General features: G+C 71.8%; 17 protein-coding genes. 11 read left to right on the top strand and 6 right to left on the bottom strand.

The window, feature by feature from the left end; translation table 11 throughout:
* Positions 1 to 35: 35 nt before the first annotated feature.
* A complete protein-coding gene (locus EIO00_RS06065; RefSeq protein WP_140176011.1) occupies positions 36 to 326 on the bottom strand; it encodes a hypothetical protein in 291 nt (96 codons plus the stop codon).
* A 1048-nt stretch (positions 327 to 1374) separates the two neighbouring features.
* Between EIO00_RS06065 and EIO00_RS06060 the strand changes: the two genes are divergently transcribed.
* Together EIO00_RS06060 and EIO00_RS06055 are read left to right on the top strand one after the other, a co-directional pair.
* On the top strand, positions 1375 to 2196 hold the full coding sequence (locus EIO00_RS06060; protein ID WP_241661153.1) for a ParA family protein: 822 nt from the start codon (positions 1375 to 1377) through the stop codon (positions 2194 to 2196).
* A gap of 40 nt (positions 2197 to 2236) precedes the next feature.
* On the top strand, positions 2237 to 3184 hold the full coding sequence (locus EIO00_RS06055) for a ParB/RepB/Spo0J family partition protein (protein ID WP_140176009.1): 948 nt from the start codon (positions 2237 to 2239) through the stop codon (positions 3182 to 3184).
* A 1250-nt stretch (positions 3185 to 4434) separates the two neighbouring features.
* Here the strand turns inward: EIO00_RS06055 and EIO00_RS06050 are convergent.
* Together EIO00_RS06050 and EIO00_RS06045 are read right to left on the bottom strand one after the other, a co-directional pair.
* On the bottom strand, positions 4435 to 5424 hold the full coding sequence (locus EIO00_RS06050) for a D-alanine--D-alanine ligase family protein (RefSeq protein ID WP_140176007.1): 990 nt from the start codon (positions 5422 to 5424) through the stop codon (positions 4435 to 4437).
* Positions 5425 to 6558: 1134 nt separating this feature from the next.
* Positions 6559 to 7791, bottom strand: coding sequence for an aminotransferase-like domain-containing protein (locus EIO00_RS06045; protein WP_140176264.1), 1233 nt, complete (start codon positions 7789 to 7791; stop codon positions 6559 to 6561).
* 351 nt (positions 7792 to 8142) lie between these two features.
* Here EIO00_RS06045 and EIO00_RS06040 point away from each other — a divergent pair, with 351 nt between their 5' ends.
* The 5 genes from EIO00_RS06040 (at position 8143) to EIO00_RS06020 (ending at position 14552) form a co-directional block, all read left to right on the top strand.
* The gene (locus EIO00_RS06040) at positions 8143 to 8760 is read left to right on the top strand and encodes a GNAT family N-acetyltransferase (RefSeq protein WP_140176005.1); all 618 of its coding nucleotides are present in this window, start codon (positions 8143 to 8145) and stop codon (positions 8758 to 8760) included.
* A 989-nt stretch (positions 8761 to 9749) separates the two neighbouring features.
* On the top strand, positions 9750 to 10160 hold the full coding sequence (locus tag EIO00_RS06035) for a hypothetical protein (protein ID WP_206664056.1): 411 nt from the start codon (positions 9750 to 9752) through the stop codon (positions 10158 to 10160).
* A gap of 153 nt (positions 10161 to 10313) precedes the next feature.
* Positions 10314 to 10712 (top strand): DUF3224 domain-containing protein, encoded by a 399-nt coding sequence (locus tag EIO00_RS06030; protein WP_140176003.1) that lies wholly within the window; start codon positions 10314 to 10316, stop codon positions 10710 to 10712.
* Between the two features lie 692 nt (positions 10713 to 11404).
* On the top strand, positions 11405 to 13063 hold the full coding sequence (locus EIO00_RS06025) for an ABC transporter substrate-binding protein (RefSeq protein WP_140176001.1): 1659 nt from the start codon (positions 11405 to 11407) through the stop codon (positions 13061 to 13063).
* A gap of 208 nt (positions 13064 to 13271) precedes the next feature.
* Complete coding sequence (locus EIO00_RS06020; protein WP_241661152.1) at positions 13272 to 14552, top strand: MFS transporter; 1281 nt, start codon at positions 13272 to 13274, stop codon at positions 14550 to 14552.
* On the opposite strand, the gene EIO00_RS06015 is transcribed toward EIO00_RS06020, so the two are convergent.
* The 3 genes from EIO00_RS06015 to EIO00_RS06005 all read right to left on the bottom strand — a co-directional run bounded on the left by EIO00_RS06015 (position 14549) and on the right by EIO00_RS06005 (position 18399).
* Entirely contained in the window at positions 14549 to 14980 is a 432-nt protein-coding gene (locus tag EIO00_RS06015) for a transposase (RefSeq protein ID WP_140175998.1), read from the bottom strand. The genes EIO00_RS06020 and EIO00_RS06015 overlap by 4 nt on opposite strands.
* Positions 14981 to 15384: 404 nt before the next feature.
* Complete coding sequence (locus EIO00_RS06010; RefSeq protein WP_140175996.1) at positions 15385 to 16707, bottom strand: adenosylmethionine--8-amino-7-oxononanoate transaminase; 1323 nt, start codon at positions 16705 to 16707, stop codon at positions 15385 to 15387.
* Positions 16708 to 16935: 228 nt separating this feature from the next.
* Positions 16936 to 18399 (bottom strand): CCA tRNA nucleotidyltransferase, encoded by a 1464-nt coding sequence (locus EIO00_RS06005; RefSeq protein WP_140175994.1) that lies wholly within the window; start codon positions 18397 to 18399, stop codon positions 16936 to 16938.
* A gap of 191 nt (positions 18400 to 18590) precedes the next feature.
* On the opposite strand from EIO00_RS06005, the gene EIO00_RS06000 reads away from it, so the two are divergent.
* The 4 genes from EIO00_RS06000 to EIO00_RS05985 all read left to right on the top strand — a co-directional run bounded on the left by EIO00_RS06000 (position 18591) and on the right by EIO00_RS05985 (position 24989).
* Entirely contained in the window at positions 18591 to 19130 is a 540-nt protein-coding gene (locus EIO00_RS06000; RefSeq protein ID WP_140175992.1) for an aminoacyl-tRNA deacylase, read from the top strand.
* A gap of 84 nt (positions 19131 to 19214) precedes the next feature.
* Positions 19215 to 21467: a DUF6049 family protein gene (locus tag EIO00_RS05995; protein WP_277752850.1), complete on the top strand. Its 2253-nt coding sequence runs from the start codon at positions 19215 to 19217 to the stop codon at positions 21465 to 21467.
* Positions 21391 to 23154 carry a murein biosynthesis integral membrane protein MurJ gene (murJ, locus tag EIO00_RS05990; RefSeq protein ID WP_422100029.1) on the top strand — a complete coding sequence of 588 codons (1764 nt, stop codon included), beginning with the start codon at positions 21391 to 21393 and terminating at the stop codon, positions 23152 to 23154. The genes EIO00_RS05995 and murJ overlap by 77 nt, the downstream gene beginning before the upstream one ends.
* Before the next feature lie 218 nt (positions 23155 to 23372).
* Positions 23373 to 24989: a protein kinase family protein gene (locus EIO00_RS05985; RefSeq protein WP_140175986.1), complete on the top strand. Its 1617-nt coding sequence runs from the start codon at positions 23373 to 23375 to the stop codon at positions 24987 to 24989.
* The last annotated feature ends 163 nt before the right edge of the window (positions 24990 to 25152 follow it).

The following is a 25152-nucleotide window of genomic DNA, read 5'->3' as shown; positions in this document are numbered from 1 at the left end:
CCGTCCGCTCCCTCATCCGGACGGCCGGATGAAGCTCATGCCACCGGGGTGAGCTCCCCGGCGGCGGAGACGAGCGCGGCTTCGGGCGCTTCTCGTCCGTCGCAGGGCGGCGCCTCGGCATACCCGCCGCCGTGGCCGGAACGATCGGGGATTCCCACCGCCTGGCCGATCGGCCCTTCCGGCGCCATGACCGGGCCCTCGTCGGGAGGGACGGGGAACACCGGCTCCGCCGCCGTTGATTCCAAGCACAGCGGTGCGCCGGGACGGGCCGAGGAACAGCCGCCCATGGCGCCTCTGCCCGCGCCGCCCTCCGGCTCCTCGAGCATGAGCCCGACCCTGCCGCACGTCCGCAAGGACCGGCCGGATGCGGCCCAGAGCGCGCCTGCTCGCGATGGCTCCTCTCCGCCGATGCCGCATGTCGGGTCATCGAGCGCACGAGCGGCCCCGGCGGAGGCGGAGGATTCCCCTGTCGGCGGAGCGTTTCTGAGACCGGGCACGGCCTTCCCGCACAGAGCCTCTGCCGCCCGGAGCGAGACCGGCCCGCCGGAGAAGGCGGCTCGGCCTCCCGGTGATGCCGAAGGAATGGGCGACTCGCCCGGGACAAGGCCCGGCGGAGAAGGCCGCTCGTGGGATGCTTCTCCTACTCCGTTCCGTTCCGGACCGGGCGGCGTCCTCTCCGGACGCTTCTCGGGCGGGGCGCCGCCCGGCGGTTTCCCGCCCGCTCTCGGACCACCCGACTCGAGAGCGGCGAAGGGCAAGGGACCACCGGGCCCCCGCTCCCCGACCGGATCGGGGGCAGCCGGGGGCGACGAGAACACATCTCCGCACAGATCGGCTCCCTTGCCCCCTCCCATCGTGTCCGGCGGTGTGGGGGCGGCGGCTCCCTTCACCGGTACGGTCGGTGGGCGACCGGTGGGGGAGACGGTCGAGCGAATGCCGGTGGGCGGGTCCGGTACGGTTCCCACCGGAACGAGTGGTACGTCGGATGGTGGGTCGGGCCCTATGACGGATGGTTCAGCGACGAATGCGGTGCCCGGCGGGTCTGCAGACGCGCCGGAGGAGATGACGAAGCCGACGCAGTCCGCTGCCCAGAGCAGACCGGGGAGTGAGAACGCATCCGGCACGGCCAAGCGGAACAAGCCGCCGTCCGGACATGCCGCGTGGGGCACCACCTCCGGAACGGCGGCGACCGGTTATGTGCCGACCAGCGGAGGGAGTGCCGACGGTCCCCCGCCTCTGGCCGGTCGGGCATCCACCCAGGGGGAATCGGAGTTGGTGCGCGAAGCACTGCAGAAAGCCACTGTTTCACGGGAAACATCGTCGCCCGCTCCGGCAAGCGGATCCGCCCAAGGCACCGGGCGGGCGGGGGCCGCCGTGCAGTCCACGTCCGGACAGCAGGAGTGGCCCAAGCCGCCGACCTGCCGGGTGATCACCATCGCCAACCAGAAAGGCGGCGTCGGCAAGACCACCACCTCGGTCAATCTGGCGGCCTCTCTGGCCATGCACGGGCTGAAGGTGCTGGTGATCGACCTCGATCCTCAGGGCAATGCGTCCACCGCGCTGGGAGTCGACCACCACGCCGACATCCCGTCCATCTACGAGGTGCTGATCGAGGATCGGCCCCTGGCCGAGATCGTCGTATCGGCTCCAGAGCTTCCCAACCTCTACTGCGCCCCTGCGACCCTCAATCTGGCGGGGGCGGAGATCGAACTCGTCTCCAAGGTGGCCCGGGAGTCCCGGCTGCGCCGGGCGCTGGACCGCTATGACAAGGAGCAGTTCGACTACGTTCTCATCGACTGTCCGCCCTCACTGGGGCTGCTGACGGTGAACGCGCTCGTCGGTGCGGAGGAACTGCTGATCCCGATCCAGTGCGAGTACTACGCGCTGGAAGGGCTCGGGCAGCTGCTGCGCACCGTCGATCTGGTGAAGTCGCACCTCAACCCCCAGCTCGAGGTCTCCACCATCCTGCTGACCATGTACGATGCCCGGACTCGGCTGGCCGCCCAGGTCGCCGACGAGGTCCGCGGGCACTTCGGTGACATCGTGCTCAAGACGGTGATCCCCCGGAGCGTGCGGGTGTCGGAGGCGCCGAGCTACGGACAGTCGGTGATGACCTACGATCCGGGTTCCAGCGGCGCGCTCGCCTACAGCGAGGCCGCGTGCGAGATGGCCCACCGTGGCGCGGGAAGGGCCTGATGACGACCAGTGACAGCATTGCGCCAGGTGAGGTGACGAGGTGACACAGCAGCGGCGCGGTCTGGGCAGGGGACTGGGTGCCCTCATTCCCACGGGGCCCGCTCCAGGAACGGGCGGTGCGAACAATCGAGACGGCTCGGCCCCGGACCTGGAGCCGGTGGCCGGAGCGCATTTCGCCGAGCTGCCGCTGAGCTCGATCACCCCCAACCCCCGGCAGCCTCGTCAGCACTTCGACGAGGAGGCGCTTCAGGAGCTGGCCGAGTCCATCAAGATCGTCGGCCTGCTGCAGCCCGTGGTGGTGCGGCGGACCGGTCCCGACCAGTACGAGCTGATCATGGGGGAGCGCCGCTGGCGGGCCTCCCAGCAGGCCGGGCTGGAGACCATTCCGGCGATCATCCGGGACACCTCCGACGACGACCTGCTCCGTGACGCCCTCATGGAGAACCTCCACCGCCAGCAGCTCAACCCGCTGGAGGAGGCGGCCGCATACCAGCAGCTGCTGGAGGACTTCGGCGCCACCCATGAGCAGCTGGCCGCCCGGATCGGCCGGTCCCGCCCGCACATCACCAACACCCTGCGCCTGCTCAACCTGCCTCCCGCGGTCCAGCGGCGCGTCGCCGCCGGTGTGCTCAGCGCCGGGCACGCTCGCGCCCTGCTCTCCCTGGACAGCGCCGAAGCTCAGGAGGCGCTCGCTCAGCGCATCGTCGCCGAAGGCCTCTCGGTCCGGGCGGTCGAAGAGATCATCCAGATGCGGGAGATCGAGGAGCCGTCCAAGACCCCTCGCCGCCAGGGCCGGAAGAAGCCCGTGGCCCCCGCCCTCCGCGAGCTGGCCGAACGCCTCTCTGACCGCTACGAGACCAAGGTCCGGGTGGACCTCGGCCGTACCAAGGGCAAGATCGTCGTGGAGTTCGCCACCCTCGAGGACCTCGACCGCATCATCAAGGTCATGGCGCCTGACGAGCCCGGCCTTCAGAGCACCGATCTTTGATTCACCCCTTCCCCACCGCCCCGGAGCCTTTGTCTCCGGGGCGTTTTTCTGTGGGGGGCGCTCAGACCGCTCAGGCCGTCTCGCGGCACAGCGGCCACGACCGATGCCGAAGAAGTGCGTCGGCGTTCACCATCGGGCACTCGGAGGCGGTGGATACGCCGATGCCCCCTCGCGTTCGCCGCATCATCTCCAGACCACCCGGCGGACCCATGCACCCGGTGATCCGGCACGCCCCTGTGCGACGCCTCCCGATCCCGCACAGGTGTGTCATGCGGCGATGAGTCCCGCCCACACGTGCTATGCGGGCATGCCTGCATGGGGTACGGCTGTCTGATCTCCCGCGAGGCGCCTCGTTCCCGGGCAGGGGACGCCTGCTCTCCTGATGCGGGCCGCCCTCATCGTCGACCGGCCCCCGGCGACAGGCCGTGTGCTCGGCATGCAGGACCGTGCGCGCGAGTCCGTGCCGTTGAACGTTCGGAGGCGGCGGTGCCCGTGCGGGGCGGTGCATGATCGGGAAACGCCGCGTGCGACGCCCTCACCGCCGGGCCGGCGGTGAAGCGGGACGCCGGTGGAGGAGGCGTGAGGCCTCGCCGGGGCTTCTCCTGGGCCGGAGCGGACGGCGGTGAAGCGGGAAGGGTCGACCCGCACGAGGGTGACCCGCCTTCAGGAGGAGGTCATGCACGACGGGTACCCGCACCACTGGGCGCGCGCACCCGTCGTGATACCTGGGTCAACCCCCTGCACGGCGGATACCCGCGTACAGGGGCGGGTGCAGCTCCTCCGGGTTCCTGCGGCGTCTGTAGGGAGGCGCTTGCGGCGCCTCCGGGGCACTCTTCACCGCTCACCCGTCGCGGCTCATCCCGCCCGCCGGCTGCTGCGGCAAAGTCCACCCCCGAAGAGACAGGGCCGTCCGGGGGCGCATCCTGGCGATCCCGTGCACTCGCCGTGGAGTCCGCTTCCTTCAGCGCACGGATCCGCACCCGGATGTTTCCCGTGAAACATCGGCCTCACGGTCGCCGCATGCCCTCTTCCGCGTCGCCTCGTCCTCGGGAGGCCTGCGCGCGCCGCCCGTCGTGAGAGGCGGTCGGGTGTTCAGAGGCGATGTGCTCCGGCACCCTGGCGTGACAGGGCCGCCCTTCGCAGGCTCCCCGCCGGGTCGGGCGGGCGTCGCTCCTCTCTCGGGGCGCATGACCGGTCGGTGCACAGAAGGACTTCGGCTCAAGGCCTCTGCCGCGGGCGGAGGTCATGTTTCACGAGAAACATCGGGTGCGGATCAGGTCCACCAGGGTGGGGCCCAGCTCCAGCTCGGCCGCCTGAAGCGCACGGGGGAAGAGACTGGTCTCGGTCATGCCGGGCGCCACGTTCACTTCCAAGAAGTGGATCTGCCCGGCGGAGTCGACGATCAGGTCGGTGCGGGAGAGGTCTCGAAGGCCGAGAGCGCGATGCGCGGTGAGCGCCACCTCGGTGGCTTGGCGGATGGTCTCCTCGGGGAGACGGGCGGGAGTGATGAACTCGGTGTCGCCGGCGTCGTAGCGGGCGGTGTAGTCGTACAGATCCCCGGCGGGAACGATCTCCACAGGCGGGAGCGCCATGGGCATACCGTCGCGCTCGATGACGCTGACGGCGATCTCGGTCCCCGAGACATAGCGTTCGATGAGAGCGGTGTCGCCGTAGGCGAAGCAGCCCACCATGGCGGTGGGAAGCTCGGACGGCTCATGGACGGCGGAGACGCCCAGAGCGGATCCGCCCCGTGCCGGTTTGACGAAGAGGGGAAGGCCCAGCCGGCGGATCACGCTGTCCATCAGGGCGGTGGCGCCGAGATCGTGGAAGACCTCTTTGGGCAAGGTCACCGAGTCCGGGGTGATCAGACCGGCGGCGCGGACCACCGACTTGGCGGTGGGCTTGTCCCAGGCGATGCGGCAGGCATGCGGCTCGGCTCCGACGTAGGGGATGCCGAGCAGATCGAGGACGTCCCGGATGGCTCCGTCTTCACCCATCGCCCCATGCAGCACGGGGAACACGGCGTCGGGAGGAGAGGCCTGCAAGGCGGGCAGCAACGTCGCGTCCGCGTCGCGGATCTCCACATCCACATCGAGGGCGCGAAGTGCGTCGGCGACCCGACGGCCCGAGCGCAGCGACACCTCGCGCTCGTAGGACAGTCCGCCGGCGAGAACGATCACATGGCCGAGTTCGCGCTCCTCGTTCTCTGCCGCGGCGAACCGTCCCTGCTGGATGCTCATGCCCGTGCTCACCTTTCATGCAGATTTCATGCAGACCCGTCCGGTCAGGCTCACCGCTCTGCCGCCACCGGCTCGCCTGTACGGCCCTCGATGGTAGGGGGCCGGTGTACCGCCTCAGTCGATCGCGGAGGCGCATCTACCGGCGAGCCGCTGGGATCCGAGAGGGCACGGGTGGTCCGTCCAGCGGAGGCGCTCCGCTGTCCGGTGTCGTGGGCCTGCCCGGCCCGGCCGGCGCCCCCGCTGCCGGCCGGACCGCCCGCAGAGTGCGGGGCGTGCAGGCGATGTCGATCTGTTCTTTGCCCGGAGCGGGCACGGTGGTTCCCCGCGAACGGCTCTGTGCATGGCTCCGGGGCCTGTGACGCTTCGGAGATCGAGTCGGGGAGGGGGCGGGCGGGGAGGCCGGCCTTGCCCCTCTCGGGCCCGACCGGTGAACGGCGCGTGCCGACCACTGCTGCCGCCCGAGCAGGGACGGCCGCGGGGAAGAGCGTCCGCGCCACGAGATCGTGGAGACGGTCTTGCTCGTGGGCCGGTCACCTCGTGGCGCTCCCCGCCGTACGGTTCCCCGCCTCGGCAGACGCCGTACCGGCGTGCACGCCGCCGGCGAGAGCAGGCGGAGGCGGCCGCCGGAAAACCGGGGTGGGGACGAGGAAACCGGGATGGGACGACGGGGCGGCGCCCGAGCGCATCGACGCCGGCCTGCGCCGGCACCGTGCGCGCCCGGCACGATCGCCGATCCAGGAGCCCGGGAGGGGAACGCCCTGCAGCTCCCCGGGATCAGTCCTCGTCCTTGGACCGATCCCGACTTCCCTGGATCGAGGGCCTGTGACTCCCGTCGGATCAAGGCGGGGCCCGTGCAGGACCCGTTCGAGCGGGGTGCGGCGGGCGGGACGAGACAGGAGAGCCTGATCTTGCTCCCGGGCCCGGATCAGGACAGGCCGTAAGGAGCATTACGTTAAGCCCCTTAACAGGCTTCTCTTGGGACGGGCTTCTCCAGGAACTCGGCGAGACCCCGTGGAGGGCGGGCCGACCCGGCCGACCCCGACGCGATGCCCCTTCGCCGACGAAAGGTCCTCCCGGGGCTCGGCGGAGGCGCAGAACCCCGGCGCTCGAGAGCGCAGAAGCGGTATCGGGCGTTCAGGCGGTGTCGGGGCCCGGGGTGTCCATGCCGCTGCGTTCCGGAGCCCGTGTGGTGCCGAAAGTGTCCCGCAGGTCGATCTCGCGTTCGATCACCGCGGCCAGACGACGGACGCCCTCACGGATACGGTCCGGCTCGGGGAAGCAGAAGGACAGCCGCATGTTCCGCCGGCCCTGGCCATCGGCGTAGAAGCCGGTGCCGGGGACATAGGCGACCCGCTCGGCGATCGCCCGGGGAGCCATCGCCTTGGCGTCCAGCCCTTCGGGCAGGGTCACCCAGACGAAGAAGCCCCCCGCGGGGCGGGTCCAGGCGGTGCCCTCGGGCATCAGCGTCTCCAGGGACTCCAGCATCGCGTCGCAGCGCTCGCGGTACATCTCCCGGAACGACTTGATCTGCTGCTTCCACGGCTGGGTGGTCAGGTACTCGCGTACCGCGAACTGGGAGAAGCCGGAGTGGCTGAGGATCGCCGACTCGGCCGCCAGCACCAGTTTGGCGCGCACCGCGGGCGGGGCCAGCGCCCAGCCGACCCGGAAGCCGGGGGCGAACGTCTTGGAGAACGACCCCAGATAGATCACATGGTCGGGGTCGTCGGCGCGCAGCGCCCGCATCGGCTCACCGTCGAAGCCCAGCAGCCCGTACGGATTGTCCTCGATCACCAGCACCCCGCAGGAGGCGCAGATCTCCAGGATCTCGGCCCGGCGGGCGGGGGGCAGGGTGACGCCGGCGGGGTTGTGGAAGGTGGGGACGGTGTAGAGGAACTTGACCCGCCGACCCGCCCGGCGCAGCCGCTCCAGGGTCTCGCGCAGCGCCTGCGGGATCAGCCCCTCCTCGTCCATCGGCACATGCACCACGTCCGCCTGGTACATGGCGAACGTGCCGAGCGCCCCCACGTACGAGGGCGCCTCGGCGAGCACCACGTCCCCGGGGTCGACGAAGATCCGGGTGAGCAGATCGAGGGCCTGCTGGGAGCCGACCGTGACGATGACGTCCTCCGGGGACCCTTGGATCCCCTCCAGGGCCATCACGTCGCAGATCCTGGCCCGCAGCTCCGGATCGCCCTGCGCGGAGGAGTACTGGAGCGCCTGGGCGCCGCGCCGCCGGGTCAGCTCCCCCAGCATCTCCCCGACGATGTCCAGCGGCAGCGCGGACACATACGGCATCCCGCCGGCCAGCGACACCACCTCCGGCCGGTTGGCCACGGCGAACAGGGCGCGGATCTCCGAGGGCACCATCCCGGCGGCCCGGGCGGCGTAACGGTCGGTGTAGGGGTCTGTTCGCGTGTGCTGGTGCACGGATACCTCCGGGGCCGGGAACCACACGGCAAACTGCGTCACGATCGCAGGCGGTCTGGTGATGGTCCGGGTCAACGACACGCCCGGTGCGGCCATGTTTCCGTGATGCTCCGGTCGACGCCGGTCGCTCGATGTCCCTGTCAGATACGATGCCTCAGGGACCCTAGGGGTTGTCTTGACAACGCCCGAAGAGGTTCCGCGGCTCGGGGGACGCGGTCGGCGCCTCCGCCGCCGTCGGCTCGGACAGCCCGTGGACGGGCGCGGGAACAAGCACCAGGGGGTGCCGATCTGGTGTCGCGTCGGCTCGTCAGCATCACGCTCGACAACCTGGACGATCTGCCGCCCCGGTGCCGTAAGTGCGTGTTCTGGGAGCTGGACCCGGTCAGCGGGGAGCGCGCCCTCGAAGCCGGGGACCCCGCCTTGGAGAAGGAGGCGTGGATCTCCTCCACGCTGCTGGAGTGGGGCAGCTGCGGCAAGATCGTCTATGTCGACGGGGTGCCCGCCGGCTTCGTGCTGTACGCGCCGCCGCTGTATGTGCCTCGTTCGATCGCCTTCCCGACCAGTCCGGTCAGCGCCGACGCCGTTCTGCTGATGACCGCCCATGTGATTCCGGAGTTCGCCGGCGGGGGGCTGGGCCGGATGCTGGTGCAGGGGGTGGCCAAGGACCTGGTCCGCCGTGGCATCAAGGCCATCGAGGCGTTCGGCGATCTCAAAGGCGAGGAGGGCGGGTGCATGGTCCCCGCCGACTATCTGCTGGCGGTCGGCTTCAAGACCATCCGCCCCCATCACCGCTTCCCTCGGCTGCGCCTGGAGCTCAAGTCCGCCCTCTCCTGGCGTGAGGACGTCGAGGTCGCCCTGGAACGCCTGCTCGGCTCCATGACCCCCGAAGGCGCTCTCCGTCCCGTCTGACCCTTCCCGGAAAGCGTCGACCGCCGGATCGCCGGCGGCGTCGAGCCCCGCCGGGCCGCGCAGTGAACGGAACGATGCGCCCGCCGTGCACGGGGTCGCGGGTGATGCTCTGCGACCGTGGGGTCGTGGCGCCGCTCCCGGCGGCGGCCGGTCGTGTGGATGGCTCTTCCGGCGTCGGCCATGACGCGTGGAGCGCTGGGGCGGCGTGTGCCGCTGCCGGTCCCTTCACGCCCCGGTGCGGTCGTGCGGAACGCGCCTTGCGGGATGCCGAGGCTGAGGTCGTGAACGCCGCACGCCGCGGACGCCGGTCCCGGGTCGATGCCGCCTCAGAGCGCGGTCGCCCACGGGGATGCCCCTGGAAGGGGACTCCCGGAACGGGAACATCGGTCGCTCATGAGGCTCCGAGCGCGGGATGCCGGCCGCCACGGCGGTCGAGGTCGCGGGTCGCCGACCTGAACGCGGTCGGCCGGAGACAGGGGGACGGGACCGCCCGGGCACGAGGCGCCTGAGGTGCGGGCGTGAGGTGCCCGGAGGGGGATCGCGTGGGCCTGAGGCGCATGGACGCGGGCCGCGCACCTGGAGAGCCGTACCCGGATGAGTCAGCGGCGGCCGACCGGTGATCCGACCGGATGAGCCGGCCGGACGGGTGCGACGGTGCGCCCGGCCGGCGGGCGGGCGAGGCGGGCGAACGAGCATGGCGGCCTGCGAGCGGCTGAACGGCCCGGTCACCGTGGGCTCTGGACGAAGCACCGACTCACCGGCGGGCCGCTCGGAGCACGTCGTGTCGTATGCCGCGGTGTCTTCGGGCGCGGTCGTCGAGCGTGATGCCCGCGCTCGACGACGAGTCATGCATGAGACTCGACGGCTCGTGAGCCGGTGACGATGCCCGTTCCCGGGGCGATGAGCGGAACACGGCGCTCGGTGGATTCATCTGAACGGAGAGCGTTTGCGAGAAGCGGTGCGGACTTCCCGTCGTCTGGGACGGCCGCGTGAACGACATGGATGGGAAGCACGCCATGCCCAGCGCCAGGTTCTTCTTCGACGCAGGGTCGGGCGGGATTCTGTGGGGCGCCACGCCGGAGGACAGCGAGGAGTGGGGGTACCCGATCGATCTGTCCCTGCTGCCGATCAGCCAATCCCTGCGTGCGGAGCTGGAGCACCTGGTGGCCTGGTACGACACGTCGCTGAACCGGGATTACCCACCGGACCCCGGGCCATGGGGGGAAGAGGAGCGGGCCCGGTTCGACGAGGCGGTGCGCCGGGCCCTCGAGCGGCTGCGCGCGGAACTCGGACCGTCGTGGGAGATCCGTGACGAGTTCGAGGGGCCGCACGAGGATCCGGACCTCGATCGCCGTCTGGCCGATTCGTCCGGTCGCATGCGCACGGATCCCGACGAGTGAAGGCGTCCCCGTGCGGGCTCTGTGACACGGCGGCCTTCATCGACACCGGTCGGATGCACGGGGCCATCGGCGTTCGGCGTCGGGCCGTGTCCGGGGGATCATGAGCGGACGGCTCGACGGCAGATTGTCGGTGGCGTTCCTTAGCATCCGAGGATGCACGCTTCAGGGACGTTCAAAGTCGCCGATTTCACCCCGGCTCCGACACCGGACTCGACGATCAAGACCGCACTGCCCGTCGCCATCTCCACGATGGAGAAGCAGTACGAAGGCGAGGTGGTCGGGCGCTCCGCCACGTTGTTCACCTCCGCGTTCGATCAGGGGACCGGCACCTACGTCGCGATGGAGTCCTTCGAGGGAGCGCTCAACGGCCGGACCGGCACCTTCAACTTCGCGCACTCTGCGACGACCCAGGGCGAAGGCAGGGACAACACGTTCTTCGTGATCGTCCCGGGGAGCGGAACGGGAGCGCTGACCGGGATCACGGGGACGGGCGGCATCGCCATCGATGCCGACGGCACGCACCGGATCTGGTTCGACTACGAACTCGGCTAGGGCGCATCCGGCGAAGCGTGGGTCGATCGAGAACGGAGCGGTGACGAGGATGATCGCCGCCCGATGACGCGGGCGGGAACCGTCGGGTCCCCTCGGGCGGCGGAGCCGCACCGCGACACGCCGTCGACCTGCGCCCGAGATCGACACCGGTCGAACACCGAGGCCGACCGGGCGGGCGCCGTGCCGTGTCCGGCGAAGGGCCGCCATCGGCCGGCGGCGGTCCTTCGCCGGGTGGTGCGGCGCGGCGCGGTGAACCGGCCGATGCGGCCCGGGTGCAGATCGGGCCGCCGGCCGCCCCGTGCCGATGGGCGGGCCGGCGGTGGCGGCCGGGCCTCGGCTCAGCGGCGTTCCAGCCGAAGACGGGTGCAGTCGTGCGTCCGGGCGGCGGGCAGGAAACGCGCGCCGTGGACGCGGGTGGAGCGCCGGATCGGGATGGCGCGATGACCGGCGTCTCGGTGCGGGAGTGGTGCATGGACGTCTGGTGCGCATGAGCGCCCCCTCGCGCTTCGATGACGGGGGTGTCGACGGCCCGTGGGCCTGCCCGGTGCGCATGGCGTTCCACGTGAAACATCGGGGCGCCGACCGGAGTGAGACGTGAGGAAGGTGACACCCGAAAGGGGGTAAGTGTCCGCTTTTGCGGCGGGAGAATCTGAGGACGGTCGGTCAGGTGGCGAGTGTCGGGAGGTCGGTCGATGGCTCGGAGGATCCGGAGCGCCCGGGCGGCGGCGGGGGCCGGGGTCGTCGTGCTCGCCCTGACCGGGTGCGGGGCGGTGAACGACGACTGGGCCGCCCGGCCCGGTGGGACGCTGCGGATCGTCGGGGCGAAGGACGTGGAGCATCTGGACCCCGCCGCCGCGGGCGGCCCGCACGCCTACGCCCTGAACCGGGTGTTCGCGCGGACGCTGTTCACGACGAGCGCGTCCAACGACCTCAGCGAGGCGATGCAGATCCAGGCGGACGCGGCCGAGCGGGTGCCGACCGCGGAGAACGGCGGGATCAGCAAGGACGGGAAGACCTACACCGTTCGGCTGCGCCGGGACGTGCAGTGGGACACGCGGCCGCCGCGCCCGGTCGTCGCCGAGGACTTCGTGCGCGGCTTCAAGCGGCTGTGCAACCCGGCCGCCCCGTCGCCGTACCGGAAGTACTACATCGCGACCGTCAAGGGGATGGCCGAGTTCTGCGCCGGCTACGCGAAGGTGCCGGACGACGATGCCGAGGCGATGGCCGCGTACCAGAAGAAGCACTCGATCTCCGGGATACGGGCCGACGGTGAGCACACGCTGGTGTTCACGTTGATCCGTCCGGCCACCGACTTCCTCAACCTGCTGACGCTGCCGTCCGCCGCCGCGGCTCCCCGGGAGTACGACCGGTACGTGCCCGACGGTTCCGAGCTCCGGCAGAACATCATCTCCAACGGCCCGTACCGGATCGCCTCCTACCGGCCCGGCCGCTCCTACCTCCTGGAGCGCAACCCGGCCTGGCGGGCCGCCGCGGATCCCGTGCGGGAACGCCACGTCGACCGGATCCAGATCACGTTCGGGGTGAGCGATCCGGAGGAGGTGCAGCGGCAGATCGAGCGGGGGACCGCGGACCTGTCGTGGGACCAGCCGGTGCCGACGGAACAGATCGGGCGGCTGCGCGATGCGGAGGGCTTCACGTTCCAGCCGGTGCCGGGGATCGCGCCGTACCTGGTGATGAACGGCCGGAGCGGACCGACCAAGGACCGGCGGGTCCGGGAGGCCGTGCAGTACGCCGTGGACCGGACCGCGGTGATCCGGGCGTTCGGCGGCCCGGAGGCGGCCCGCCCGCTGCACACGCTGATCGCGCCCGGAAACCTCGGCTATTTCGAGCACATCGCCTATCCGACGCCCGGTGACGCCGGCGACCCGGGACGCTGCCAAGGGCTGCTCATCAAGGCCGGTCGCGCGAACGGGCTGACGCTGACCCTCGCCGCCAACGGCCATGAGGAGGTCGCCGAGGCGGTGAAGAAGAGCCTGGCGAACTGCCGTATCACGATCACGTCAGGCGATGAGGACGCCGATCTCTCCTTGGTGGCCCCGCGGCCCGACTGGTTCGGCCACAACGGTCGTTCCGGGCTGGCCCCGCTGGTGGAGGACCACCCCGACCTGTTCGTGCAGAACATGTTCAAGGAGGCCCTCCGCGCCTCCGCGGTCGACCGCGCCACCGGTCTGTGGAACCAGCTCGACCGCCTGGCCATGCGGCACGCCTCCATCGTGCCGCTGGTCGACCGCGCCATCCCGATCCGGCACTCCACCCGCGTCCGCGGCGCGCGTTTCCTGCCCGCCGCCCGGACGTACGACTACACCCGTCTTTGGCTGGAACGCCGCTGAGCCGGGGCCCGGCCGCCACCGCCGGCCACGCCCTGCGGCGGCCGGCACCGCGACCGGCGGCCTGCGGCGACGGGACCGGGCCGGGCGGTTGAGCCCCGCCTGAGGAGTGCGGCCGGCCATGGTGGAGCGAGCCGCCGCGGAAGGACGACCGGACCTCGGCCGGGGGGAGGGCGAGGTCCGGCCCCGCCGAGGGAAATACGCTGAGCCGGTGAGGGTCGGACAGTTGCGGGCGGTGGTGCGCGGGCGGGACTATCGGCGGCTTTATGCGACACGGCTGGTGTCACAGTGCACCGATGGTCTGTTCCAGGCGGCGCTGGCCGGCTACATCCTGTTCTCGCCGGAGCGGCAGGCGTCGGCGGGGAAGATCGCGGCGGCGTTCGCGGTGGTGCTGCTGCCGTACTCGGTGCTGGGACCGTTCGCAGGGGTGTTCCTCGACCGGTGGTCCCGGCGGCAGGTCCTGGTCTGGGCGCCGGTGCTGCGCGCCGGCGTGATCGTGGGCGCGGCAGGGCTGCTGCTGGCCGGGCACGACGGGGCAGGGTTCTTCCTCGCCGTGCTGGTGGTGATGGGGGTCAACCGGTTCTTCCTGGCGGCGCTGTCGGCGGCGCTGCCCCATGTGGTGGAGCACCGGCTGCTGGTGACGGCGAACACGTTCGCGGTGACGTCGGGGACGGTCATCGCGTTCGCCGGCGGCGGGCTGGGCTATCTGCTGCGGCTGGTGTTCGGCGGCGGGCGGGTCGGCACGGCGGCGATCCTGCTGTCGGCGGCCGGGGCGTATCTGCTGGCCGGGCTGGTCGCGACGAGGCTGGAGCGGTGGCGGCTGGGTCCCGACCTGGATGCGGCGCCCCCGACGACGCGGGAGGCGGTGCGCACCGTGCTGCGCGGCCTCGCGGACGGGGCCCGGTACATCGGGCGGACCCGGACGGTGGCGCTGGCGCTGGGGGCGATCGCGTTCCACCGGTTCTGGTACGGGATCACGCTGGTCATGACGCTGCTGCTGTACCGCTACCTGTTCAGTGACGACGTGGACGAGGGGCTGAACCGGGCCGCCGGCGTGCTGGCGGTGTCGGGGGCCGGCTATTTCCTGGCCGCCGTGCTCACCCCGCCGGTGGTCGCGCGGATCGGCAAGAACGCCTGGATCACCGGTCTGCTCGGGGCGGCCGCGGTGGCGTCGACGGTCTTCGGGCTGCCGTTCGCGAACGCGCCCTGGCTGGTGCTGGCGTTCCTGCTCGGAGTGGTCTCCCAGGGGGTGAAGCTCAGCGTCGACGCGATCCTGCAGGAGACGGTGCCGGACGCCTATCTGGGGCGGGTCTTCGCCGTGTACGACATGCTGTTCAACGCGATGTTCGTGGGCGCCGCCGCGGTGGCCGCCGTCTCCATGCCGCCCGACGGCCGCTCTCCGGTGATGCTGTGCGTCGTCATCGTCGCCTACCTCGCCGGCGCCATGACCTACTGGACCTCCACCGCGCGACGTCCCGCCCCCACGGTTTAGGGCGCGTTTCGAAGTAGGTGGAGCCATTCGTTGATGGCGGTGATCTCCAGGATCGCCCGGTAGCGGACGGAGAGCTTGTCATAGCGGGTGGCCACGACCCGATGACGCCCCAGACGGGTGATGTCGCACTCCACCGCACGACGGCCCCGGTAATCGTCCGGGGCAAAGACGGGCGGACGGCCACCGCGGCTGCTCCGCCGCCGGTGCCGGGCCTGGTCGGCCGGGACCGGGATCGTGGCGGCGATACCACGACGGCGCAGGTGGGCACGGATCGCGCGGGAGGAGTACGCCTCATCGGCCCGCACCCGATCGGGCCGGGTCCGCGGACGGCCCGGCCTGATGCGGGCAACGCCGGTGCCGGCCGTCACCGCCTCGAACCGCGGAGCATCCGCCCGCTGGTCGGCGGTCACCGCCGGCGGCAACGGCATCTGCCCCTGTTCGCAGGGGGTGGAGATGCACCGTGGTCGACGACCCACCGTGGGAGCGGCCTATAGCGCGTGATCGCCCGGCTCGGCGGCCACCCTGCCGGGCGGCTCGCGCTGCAGTGCACTGTGCCGCCGGGCCCCGGCAGCATGCTGGTGGCACAGGCCCGGTGGTCGTGAAAGGGGGTGAAGGCCCCTGACGCGGTGTGGAGCCGCCGTGCGTGCTTCCACACCGGGAAGGTCCCCGACGGCCTGCACTGACACCGAGCCGGGATACCACTCCGAAATGCCGAGCAGGAAGCACCAAGCCGGGACAGCGCGTCGGGACGTCGGGCCGGGGCGCCAGGGCCTGCTCCGGACGGGCATGCCCGGGGTCGACGCATTGTCGTGGAGGCCGGAGGGCCTCCGGGTCACAGCGAGCGGGCGGCGGCGACCATGGCCTCGGTGATCTGCCTGACCTCGGCGGGGGTGCAGACGTAGGGGGGCATGGTGTAGATCAGGTTGCGGAACGGGCGGAGCCACACCCCGTGCTCCATGGTGATCTTCTGGATCGCGGGGACGTCGACGGGCTCGACGGTCTCGATGACGCCGATCGCTCCCAGGACTCGGGTGTCGCGCACCCCCGGCAGGTCGCGGGTCTCGGCCAGCCCGTCGCGCAGGATCTCCTCGATGGCACGGACCTCGGCGCGCCAGTCGCGTCCCCGGCCGTCCCGGCCGGTCAGCAGTTCGATGGAGGCGCAGGCCACGGCGGCGGCCAGGGGGTTGGCCATGAACGTGGGGCCGTGCATGAGCCCGCCCCCCTCGCCCTGGGAGATCACCCGGGCGATCTCACTGGTGCACAGGGTCGCGGCCATGGTGAGGTAACCGCCGGTGAGGGCCTTGCCGACGCACATGATGTCGGGGACGACGCCCGCGTGGTCGGCTCCCCAGAACGTTCCGGAACGGCCGAACCCGGTGGCGATCTCGTCCAGGATCAGCGGCACCCGGTGCTCGTCGGCCAGGTCCCGCAGCGCCCGCAGATAGGCGGGGGAGTAGAACCGCATCCCGCCCGCGCCCTGCACGACCGGCTCGGCGATGACGGCCGCGATCTCCCCGGCGTGCCGGGCGGCGAGCCGGGTCAGCTCCTCCAGGTAACCGGGGTCGGGATCGGCGTGGTAGCCGCCCGGCGGCGGGGGAGCGAAGATCTGCTCGGGCAGCACCCCGGTGAACAGGTGGTGCATCCCGTTGACCGGGTCGCACACGGACATGTCGCCGAAGGTGTCGCCGTGGTAGCCGCCGCGCACGGTGAACAGCCGATGCCGCTCGTGACGGCCCAGCGCGCGCTGGTACTGCAGCGCCATCTTGATCGCGACCTCGACCGACACCGAGCCGGAGTCGGCGAAGAAGACCGCGGTCAGCGGCTCGGGGGTGAGCTCCACCAGCAGCGAGGCCAGCCGCAGCGCCGGCGGGTGCGTCAGCCCGCCGAACATCACGTGCGACATCCGCCCGATCTGGTCGGCGACCGCCGCGTCCAGCGCCGGGTGGCGGTATCCGTGCACGGCCGCCCACCACGACGACATCCCGTCGATCAGCGTCCGCCCGTCCGCCAGCTTCAGGCGCACGCCTTCGGCCGCCACCACCAGCTGGCTGTCCGCGGCTCCGGGCATCGGCCCGTAGGGATGCCACACATGCTCCCGGTCGAACGCCAGCAGCCGTTCGATCTCGTCGGGACTCATCGCCGCGTGCTCCGCCATGCCCGCAAGCCTAGGCCGCCGGCGCCCGTTCTCCGCCCGGGCCCGGCCCGTGACCGGACGCCCGGTACACGGCGCCGACGCCGAGCCCCCTGCTCTCGGCCGCCCTCGGACGCGATCGCGACCCCGCTCCCCGGAACGGCCGCACCCCCGGCACCGCCGCGCACTCCGGCACGGCCGCACTCTCGGCACGACCGCGCCGGATCGGTCCGGACCGTGCCGGGCCGGGGGTCAGGAGGCCGGCGGCTCCAGGCCCTGTTCGCGGGCCCAGCGCAGCAGCTCCTTCGTGGCGGCCTCCTTGCCGATGAGGCCGCGGTCCAGGCGGATGTCGAGCAGGAACTTGTAGGCCTTGCCGACCAGCGGGCCGGGCTTGATGCCGAGCACGGCCTGGATCTCGTTGCCGTCCAGCTCGGGACGGATCTTGGCGAGCTCCTCCTCCTTGGCCAGCCGGGCGATCCGGGCCTCGAGGTCGTCGTAGGCGCGGCGGAGCCGTTCGGCCTTGCGCTTGTTGCGGGTGGTGCAGTCGGCGCGGGTGAGCTTGTGCAGACGCGGCAGCAGATGCCCGGCGTCCCGCACGTAGCGGCGCACCGCCGAGTCGGTCCACTCGCCGGTGCCATAGCCGTGGAAGCGCAGGTGCAGCTCCACCAGCCGGGCGACGTCGGCGACCACGTCCTTGGGGTAGCGCAGGGCGGACAGCCGCTGCCGGGCCATCTTCGCCCCGACCACCTCGTGGTGGTGGAACGTCACCCGTCCGCCCGGTTCGAACGCGCGGGTCTTGGGCTTGCCGATGTCGTGCAGCAGCGCCGCCAGCCGCAGCACCAGGTCGGGCTCGCCCTCCTCCTGCGCGATGGCCTGCTCCAGCACGATCAGCGTGTGGTCGTACACGTCCTTGTGCCGGTGGTGCTCGTCGATCTCCAGCCGCAGCTTGGGCAGCTCGGGCAGCACGTGGTCGGCCAGGCCGGTGTCCACCAGCAACGTCAGGCCCGCCCGCGGGTGGTCGGCGCAGATCAGCTTGGACAGCTCGTCCCGGATCCGTTCGGCCGAGACGATCTCGATGCGGGCGGCCATGTCGCGCATCGCCGTCACCACCTCGGGCGCCACGGTGAACCCGAGCTGGGCGGCGAACCGGGCGGCGCGCAGCATCCGCAGCGGGTCGTCGTTGAAGGAGTCCTCCGGGCGGCCGGGGGTGTGCAGCACCTTGCGGCGCAGATCGCCCAGCCCGCCGAACGGGTCGACGAACTCGTGTCCGGGAAGCCGCGCCGCCATCGCGTTCACCGCGAAGTCGCGCCGCCGCAGGTCCTCCACCAGGGAGGTGCCATAGGACACCGACGGCTTGCGGGACTTGGGGTCGTAAGACTCGCTGCGGTAGGTGGTGATCTCCAGTTGCAGGTCGCCCTTGCGCAGCCCGACCGTGCCGAACTCGATGCCGATCGTCCAGACCGCGTCCGCCCAGCCCTCGACCAGCGCCAGCACCTGCTGGGGAGTGGCGTCGGTGGTCAGGTCCACATCCTTGCCGGGCCGGCCGAGCAGCGCGTCCCGGACCGGTCCGCCGACCAGCGCCAGCTCGTGCCCCGCGGCGGCGAATCGACGACCCAGTTCGTCGGCCGCCGGCGGGATCACGCGGGCCAGCAGTTCGGCGATGGCCTGCCGCTGCTGCGGGGTCGGTTCGTCGGTGGGGGCGTTGGGCACGGGCATCGAGCGTATGACCTCACAAGACGGCTTACAAACAAAAAATCTTGGCGGCCTGTCCCCGCTATACCGTAGGACTTTTGCTGTCAGGGTTCACATGGAGTTTTCCTCGGGTTACGTTCTGAGCACCCCGTGGTGAATCAAGTGAATCATGACGGGCGCGCGTACGGTCCACCTCGCGCCACCGGAGGTCGCCGATGAAAGACGCACTCGCCGTTCACCGCTTCCTGCTGGAACAGCAGGTCCCGCATGAGATCGTGCGCCTGCGCCACCCCGTCTCCAAGGCCGACGACCTTCCGCACGTCCTCGATCTGCCGCCGGAACGCTGCCTGGCCGTGCGCATGTTCGGCTGTGTGGGCGCCGCGACCGGAGAACGCTTCCTCGCCGCCGTGATCACGCCCGCCGGCGACATGCCCGCCCCGGAGCGGGTGCTGTCGGCGGTGGAAGCCCGGTTGCTCCGGCCCGCCCGCCCCGACCTGGTCAATTCGATCACCGATTATGCGGCCGATCTGGTGTGCCCGCTGCTGCTGCCGGACGGCGTCCCGGTGCTGGCCGACCGGGAGGCGCTCGGCGAGCCGCCGGAGGAGGAGGTCGTCTACACCGCGACCGGTGAGGTGTGGACCGCCTTGGCGATCCGCCTGGCGGACGTGTACCGGCTGAGCCGGGCCGAGCCGCTGGAGCCCCGGCGGGCGCCGGAGGCGCCGCTGGAGACGGGCGCCCCCGCCCGGGCGGGCTGAGCGCTCCTCGCGCAGGACGGCCGGACGCGGTGCTCGAGGCACTACCATCGAGCCCGTAGTCCGGAGTTCCGGCACCCTGCGCACATGGACGGGTATGTCTTGAGGGTGTGGTGTCGCGCGGCGATTGCGGCCGTGCTCTCCAGTTTCATGATCGCGGCCCCCGCGCCCGCCCCTCAGGGGCACGCCTCGGCGACCGCGCGCACTCCGGTGCCCGCGGCGCCGCCGGCGGCCGCGCCGCGGCAGGCGCAGAGCCCGCTGGAGCTGGTGCTGACCGGCATGTCGGAACGCGTGGTCACGCCCCGGACGACCCTGACCATCAAGGGCCATGTGATCAACCGCTCCGGCCGCCCGCTCACCGGCGTCTACTACCGGTTCCGCTACTTCCCCCAGCGGATGACCAGCCGCGGCCAGCTCGCGCAGGCCGCCCGGTGGAGCGTGGCGAACCTGCCGAACGCCGCCGAGCCCCGGCCGCTGGGGAACCTGGCGGCCGGCAACGCCCCGGTGCCGTGGCAGCTCACCGTGCGGGCCAAGGATCTGGGGCTGCGGGACTTCGGGGCGTACCCGATCGGGGTGGAGTTCTTCACCGCCGCCGGGCAGCAGCTGGCCGGGCAGGTGACGTTCCTGGTGTGGCGGCCCCCCACCGGCAACTACCGGCCGACGGCGATCGGCTGGGTGTGGCCGGTGGCCGACCGGATGCGGCGCACCGCCGACGAGGCGTTCCTCGACGACGGGCTCGACCGGCAGCTGCGCCCCGACGGGCGGCTGGGCGGCCTCGTCACCGCCGCGGAGAAGACCAGTACCCCGATCACCTGGGCGATCGACCCGGCGGTGCTGGACGACGCGCAGGCGATGACCCGGCCGTACACGGTGCGCACCACCGGCCGCAAGCAGACCGACCGGCCCGCCAGCTCCCACGCCCGGAGCTGGCTGGACCGGCTCAAGAAGGCCTCCTCCGGCGACCCGTACTTCGTGCTCCCGTACGCCGACGTGGACGCCGAGGCGCTGCTGCGCAACGGGATGGGCCGGTATCTGGAGATCTCCTACAAGCACATGGAGGCGGCCCAGCGGGTGCTCGGCCGGCCCGCCCCCCTCGAGATCGGCTGGCCCGCGGAGGGCGCGGCCAGCACCCGGACGCTGGGGCGGATGGCGCAGCTGGGGACCGACTCGTTCCTGCTGTCCGGCGCGCTCTTCCAGCCCGCCCAGGCGACGTTCACCCCCGGGGCGCCCACCACCGTGCGGACGGCGGCCGGCCAGCGGAACGTGGTGGCCTACGACCCGGTGCTCAGCGAGATCGTCAGCGCCGGCACCCGCGATCCCGGCGCCCGGCTGCTGGCCGAGCAGCGGTTCCTGGCCGAGACCGCGATGATCACCGCAGAGCTGCCGCTGCAGAGCCGCGTCATCGTGATCGCCCCCCATCGGCGCTGGAACCCCGACCCGGCGTTCGCCGAGAACCTGCTGCGCTGGACCGCCGACCTGCCGTGGCTGAGGCCGGCCCGGGTCGACCGGATCGCGCAGACCAAGCGCCGCGAGCCGATGGCGTTCACCGGCTACCCGAGCGACCACCAGGCCCAGGAGCTGGGCCGCGCCTATCTCGGCGAGGTCAAGAAGATCGCCGCCCGGGCGAGCACCTTCTCCACCATCTTCCAGCCGATGAGCTGGCCGTACGAGCGGGCGGTGCTGCGGACGCTGTCCGGCTCCTGGCGCGGCGGCGGCAGCCGGGCCCGGCACGCCCGCGCCGCCCGGGATCTGTTCGGCGAGCTGCTCGACGATGAGATCGACAAGGTCCGCGTGTCCCGCCGGGGCGACACCGTGCAGCTCGCCGGGCGCACCGGGCGGGTGCCGTTCACCATCACCAACGGGCTCGACCGCACCGTCCGGCTCCAGGTGAAGATCACTTCGCGGATCCCGGCCCGGCTGCAGATCGGCGAGTACACCCGGACCATCGAAGTGGGCCCGCATGAGAGCCCCAGCATCGACTTCGAGGTCGAGTCCTACGCCCAGGGCCAGGCTCTGATCGACATCGAGCTGCTCACCCCGGAGGGCAAGGCATTCCGTCCCGCCCATACGCTCCGGATCAACACGACCGGGTACGGCCCGGTGGCCCTCCTTATCACCGGAGGCTCCCTTGCCGTACTCTTCGTCGGCGTCGGTTTTCGAGCGATGCGGGCGCGGCGCCGCAACAAGATGGAGGCAGCTGGTGACGGGGCATCCGGAGGCGAACCACCACCCTGGCCCGACGAACCGGCCCGTTCCGCCGAGCGTGCCGAGCCCGCAGACCCCGCCGGATCGGGCGAACCCGCAAAACCCACAGAGCCCACAGAGCCCGCCGAGCCCTAGCCCCGCGGCGGCCTCCGCCGCCGCGCCGCCCGCCCCCCGGCGGGAGGAGCGGCCCGCGGCGGGATCCGGTGGCGGGGGCGGCGGCCTGCTGCGCGCGGGCGCGCTGATGGCGCTGGGCACGGTGTTCTCCCGGATCACCGGCTTCCTGCGCACCGCGGTGCTGGGCGCGGCGATCGGCACGGCCGCGCTGGGCGACGTCTACAACACCGCCAACACCATCCCGGTCATCGTCTACGACCTGCTGCTCGGCGGCATCCTCACCGCCGTGGTGGTGCCGCTGATCGTGCGGGCCAAGGAACGCGACGCCGGCTACGGCGCCCGGTTCGAGCAGCGGCTGTTCACCCTGGCGGTGCTGGGGCTGGCGGCGATGACCGGGGCGGCGATGCTGCTGGCCCCGATCTTCATCGACTACGTGTACGCCCGGGACTTCTCCGGGGACAAGCGCGACCTGGCGGTGCTGTTCACCCGGCTGTTCGCGGTGCAGATCTTCTTCCTGGGGATCAGCGCGTTCGTCGGGGCGATCCTCAACACCCGCAACCGGTTCGCCGCGCCGATGTGGGCGCCGGTGCTCAACAACATCGTCATCTGCTGCACCGGCGTGCTGTTCATCCTGGTCACCACCGGGACGGTCACCCCCGAATCGATCACCGGCGGACAGGTGGCGATCCTGGCCGGGGGCACCATCGGCGGCATCGCGATGCAGACCCTGGCGCTGTGGCCGTCGCTGCGCGGCTCGGGGTTCCGCTGGCGGCCCCGGCTGGACTTCCAGAGCGGCGAGCTGCGGCAGATCGCGTCGATGGCCGGCTGGAGCCTGATGTACCTGGTGGCCACGCAGACCGCGTTCGCGGTGACCACCTCGCTGCTCAACGCCGCCGGCGACGCCGCCCCCGGGCACGGCTACAGCCCCTACTCGTACGCCTACCAGCTGTTCCAGCTCCCGTACGCGATCATCGGCGTCACCGTGATCACCGCGTTGCTGCCGCGGATGAGCGCGCACGCCGCCGAGGGGAAGACCGCGCTGGTGCGCGACGACTTCTCCTCCGGCCTGCGGCTGGCCTCGGTGATCATCCTGCCGGCGGCGGCGCTGATGGCGGTGCTCGGGCCGGAGATCATCGCGGTGGCGCTGGAGCACGGCGAGATCGACCGGGAGTCCGGCCTGGTGATCGCGCACATCATGCAGGTGTTCGCGGTGGCGCTGGTGCCGTTCGCCGCCTACCAGCTGACGCTGCGGGTCTTCTACGCCCACAACGACACCCGCAGCCCGGCGCTCATCGTGCTGGCGGTGATCGGCACCAATATCACCGTCGCGGTCACCGCCAGCGCCCTGCTGGACCCCGAGCAGGTCGCGATCGCCATCGCGGGCGGGTTCGCGCTCGCCCAGACGGTGGGTCTGGTGGTGTCGTGGCTGGTGCTGCGCCGCAGGCTCGGCGGCCTCGACCTGCGCCGGATCGTCGGCACGCACGCCAAGCTGCTGGCGGCGGTCTGCCCGCTGGCCGGGTTCGCCTACGGGGTGCAGGCGGTCGTGGACGCCACCCTGCGGCCCGGGTTCGTGTCGGCTCTGCTGTCATTGATCGTCGGGAGCCTCGGAGGTGGCATCCTGTATCTGGTCTTCGCTCGCCTGCTGGGCGTCGCGGAGGTGCAGACCATGCTGTCCACCGTCGCCCGGCGGCTGCCCGGACGCGGCTGATCGCCGATCGATGACACCCGGCTCACCTGGGTGTTCGCCGCAAAGGGCGGAAACGCGCCGAGACGCACGCAGGTAAGGCGGGACCGGACCTCGGTCAAGGACTACCATGGTGGGGCCTACAGCTTGCCGGGCGACACCCTGCGGAACGCAAAGAGGAGGGTCGGAGGCGTAAGCTGCCGCGCCACGATAATGGGACTCGACCACTTGCGCAGGACGTCGTGAGCACGTCCATCATCGAACCTGGAACCCGCCTCTCCGGCCGGTACCGCCTTGAGGAGCGAGTCGGCCGATCCGGGGGGTCCACGCTGTGGAAGGCGATCGACGAGATCCTGGCGCGTGCCGTCGCCGTACGGACCTTCGACCCGGACTTCCCCCGCGTCGGTGAGGTGGTCACCGCCGCACGCGCCGCCAGCCGGCTCACCGACCCGCGGCTGACCCAGGTCTTCGACGCCGACGACAGCGGCGAGCAGGCCTATGTGGTCAGCGAGTGGGCGGCCGGGCAGAGCCTGGAGGCGATGCTCAAGCGCGCCCCGCTGGAGCCCGGGCGGGCCACCACGCTGCTGTATGAGGCGGCCGAGGCGATCGCCGCCGCGCACGCCGCCGGGCTGTCCCATCTGCGGCTGCGCCCGCGGCACCTGCTGTGGACCACCGGCGGCACGGTCAAGCTGCTGGGCGTGGCGGTGGACGCGGTGCTGGCCGATGTGCGCTCCGACGACCCGGCGCTGGAGGACACCCGCGCGCTCGGGCGGATGCTGTACGCCGCGGTCACCGCGCGCTGGCCGGGCGACCCCGCCGACTGCGACCTGCCGCCCGCCCCTCAGGTGGACGGGGTGTACAAGGCGGCCCGCCAGGTGCAGGCCGGGGTGTCGGCGGCGCTGGATTCGATCATCTGCCGGGCCATGGGGCTGCCGCTGCCGAACGGGCAGCAGCCGATCAACACGCCCGCCGAGCTGGCCGCGGCGCTCAAGAGCGTGCCGCGCACTCCGCTGCCGCTGTTCGCCGGCCCCGCCGTGAGCTCCTCCTCGCGGCCCAGGCCCGCCGCGACGACCCGTCCGGAGCAGGTCGTCCCTCAGCGGTCTCCGCAACGGCCCGCCTCGCGGCCCGCCCGGCCGGCCTCGTCCGCCGCGCGCCCGCGGCCTCGGCCGGCCGCCGGATACCCCCCGTCCGCCCCCTCCGCTCCGGCGGCTTCGCCGCCGCCCTCCCGGAGGTCCGCGGCCGGGGACGGCGGCGGGCTCAACCGTACGCTGCTGGCGATCGCCGCCGCGGCCGTCACCGTGATCGTCGGGGTCGGCGTGTGGGCGCTGACCAACGGCGGCGGCGACCAGGGCGGGCCGAACAGCGGCGGCGGAACCCCGTCCGCCGACGCCCAGCGGACCCCGGCCGCGCGCAAGCTGGAGATCCACAGCGCCCGCGGCCTGTACGAGGAGCGTCAGCCCGGCCACCCCGACGCCACGGTGGGCAAGACCGCCCGGCTGGTGCACGACGGCAAGAAGAGCACCATCTGGGAGTCGCAGACCTATGCCACCCCGGCGTTCGGCAACTTCCTGAACGGCGTCGGGGTCATGCTCGACCTGGGCTCGCCGGTCGGGGTGGAGCGGATCGAGCTGACCGTGCCGGACGCCGGCGCCGGCGCGACGCTGGAGATCCGGGTCGGCGACCAGGACGTGCGGCAGCAGATGCGGCGGATCGACGAGCGCACCACCAACAGCGGGACGATCGAGGTCAGGCCGGGTCAGGTGGTCCGCGGCCGGTACGTGCTGCTGTGGATCAGCAAGCTGCCGGTGAGCAACAAGGCACAGATCAGCGAGGTGGTCGTCTACGGGCACCCCGGGTGATCATCGCGTGGGCGATAGGTGCGGTCCGATTACGAAACGTTTCCTAAAGTGTCGATCTGTGCCCGGCGATGGCGTAAGTCGGTATGGTGCCCTGAGTAGTCCTGTACCCGTACCCCCCTGGAATTTCGTCGTGTCTACCCCAGCAGCTGCTTGCGAGCACGAG

It is taken from the genome of Thermomonospora catenispora (assembly GCF_006363815.1).
GTDB classification, from domain to species: domain Bacteria; phylum Actinomycetota; class Actinomycetes; order Streptosporangiales; family Streptosporangiaceae; genus Thermomonospora; species Thermomonospora catenispora.
This window is presented reverse-complemented; position numbering and strand designations above follow the sequence as displayed.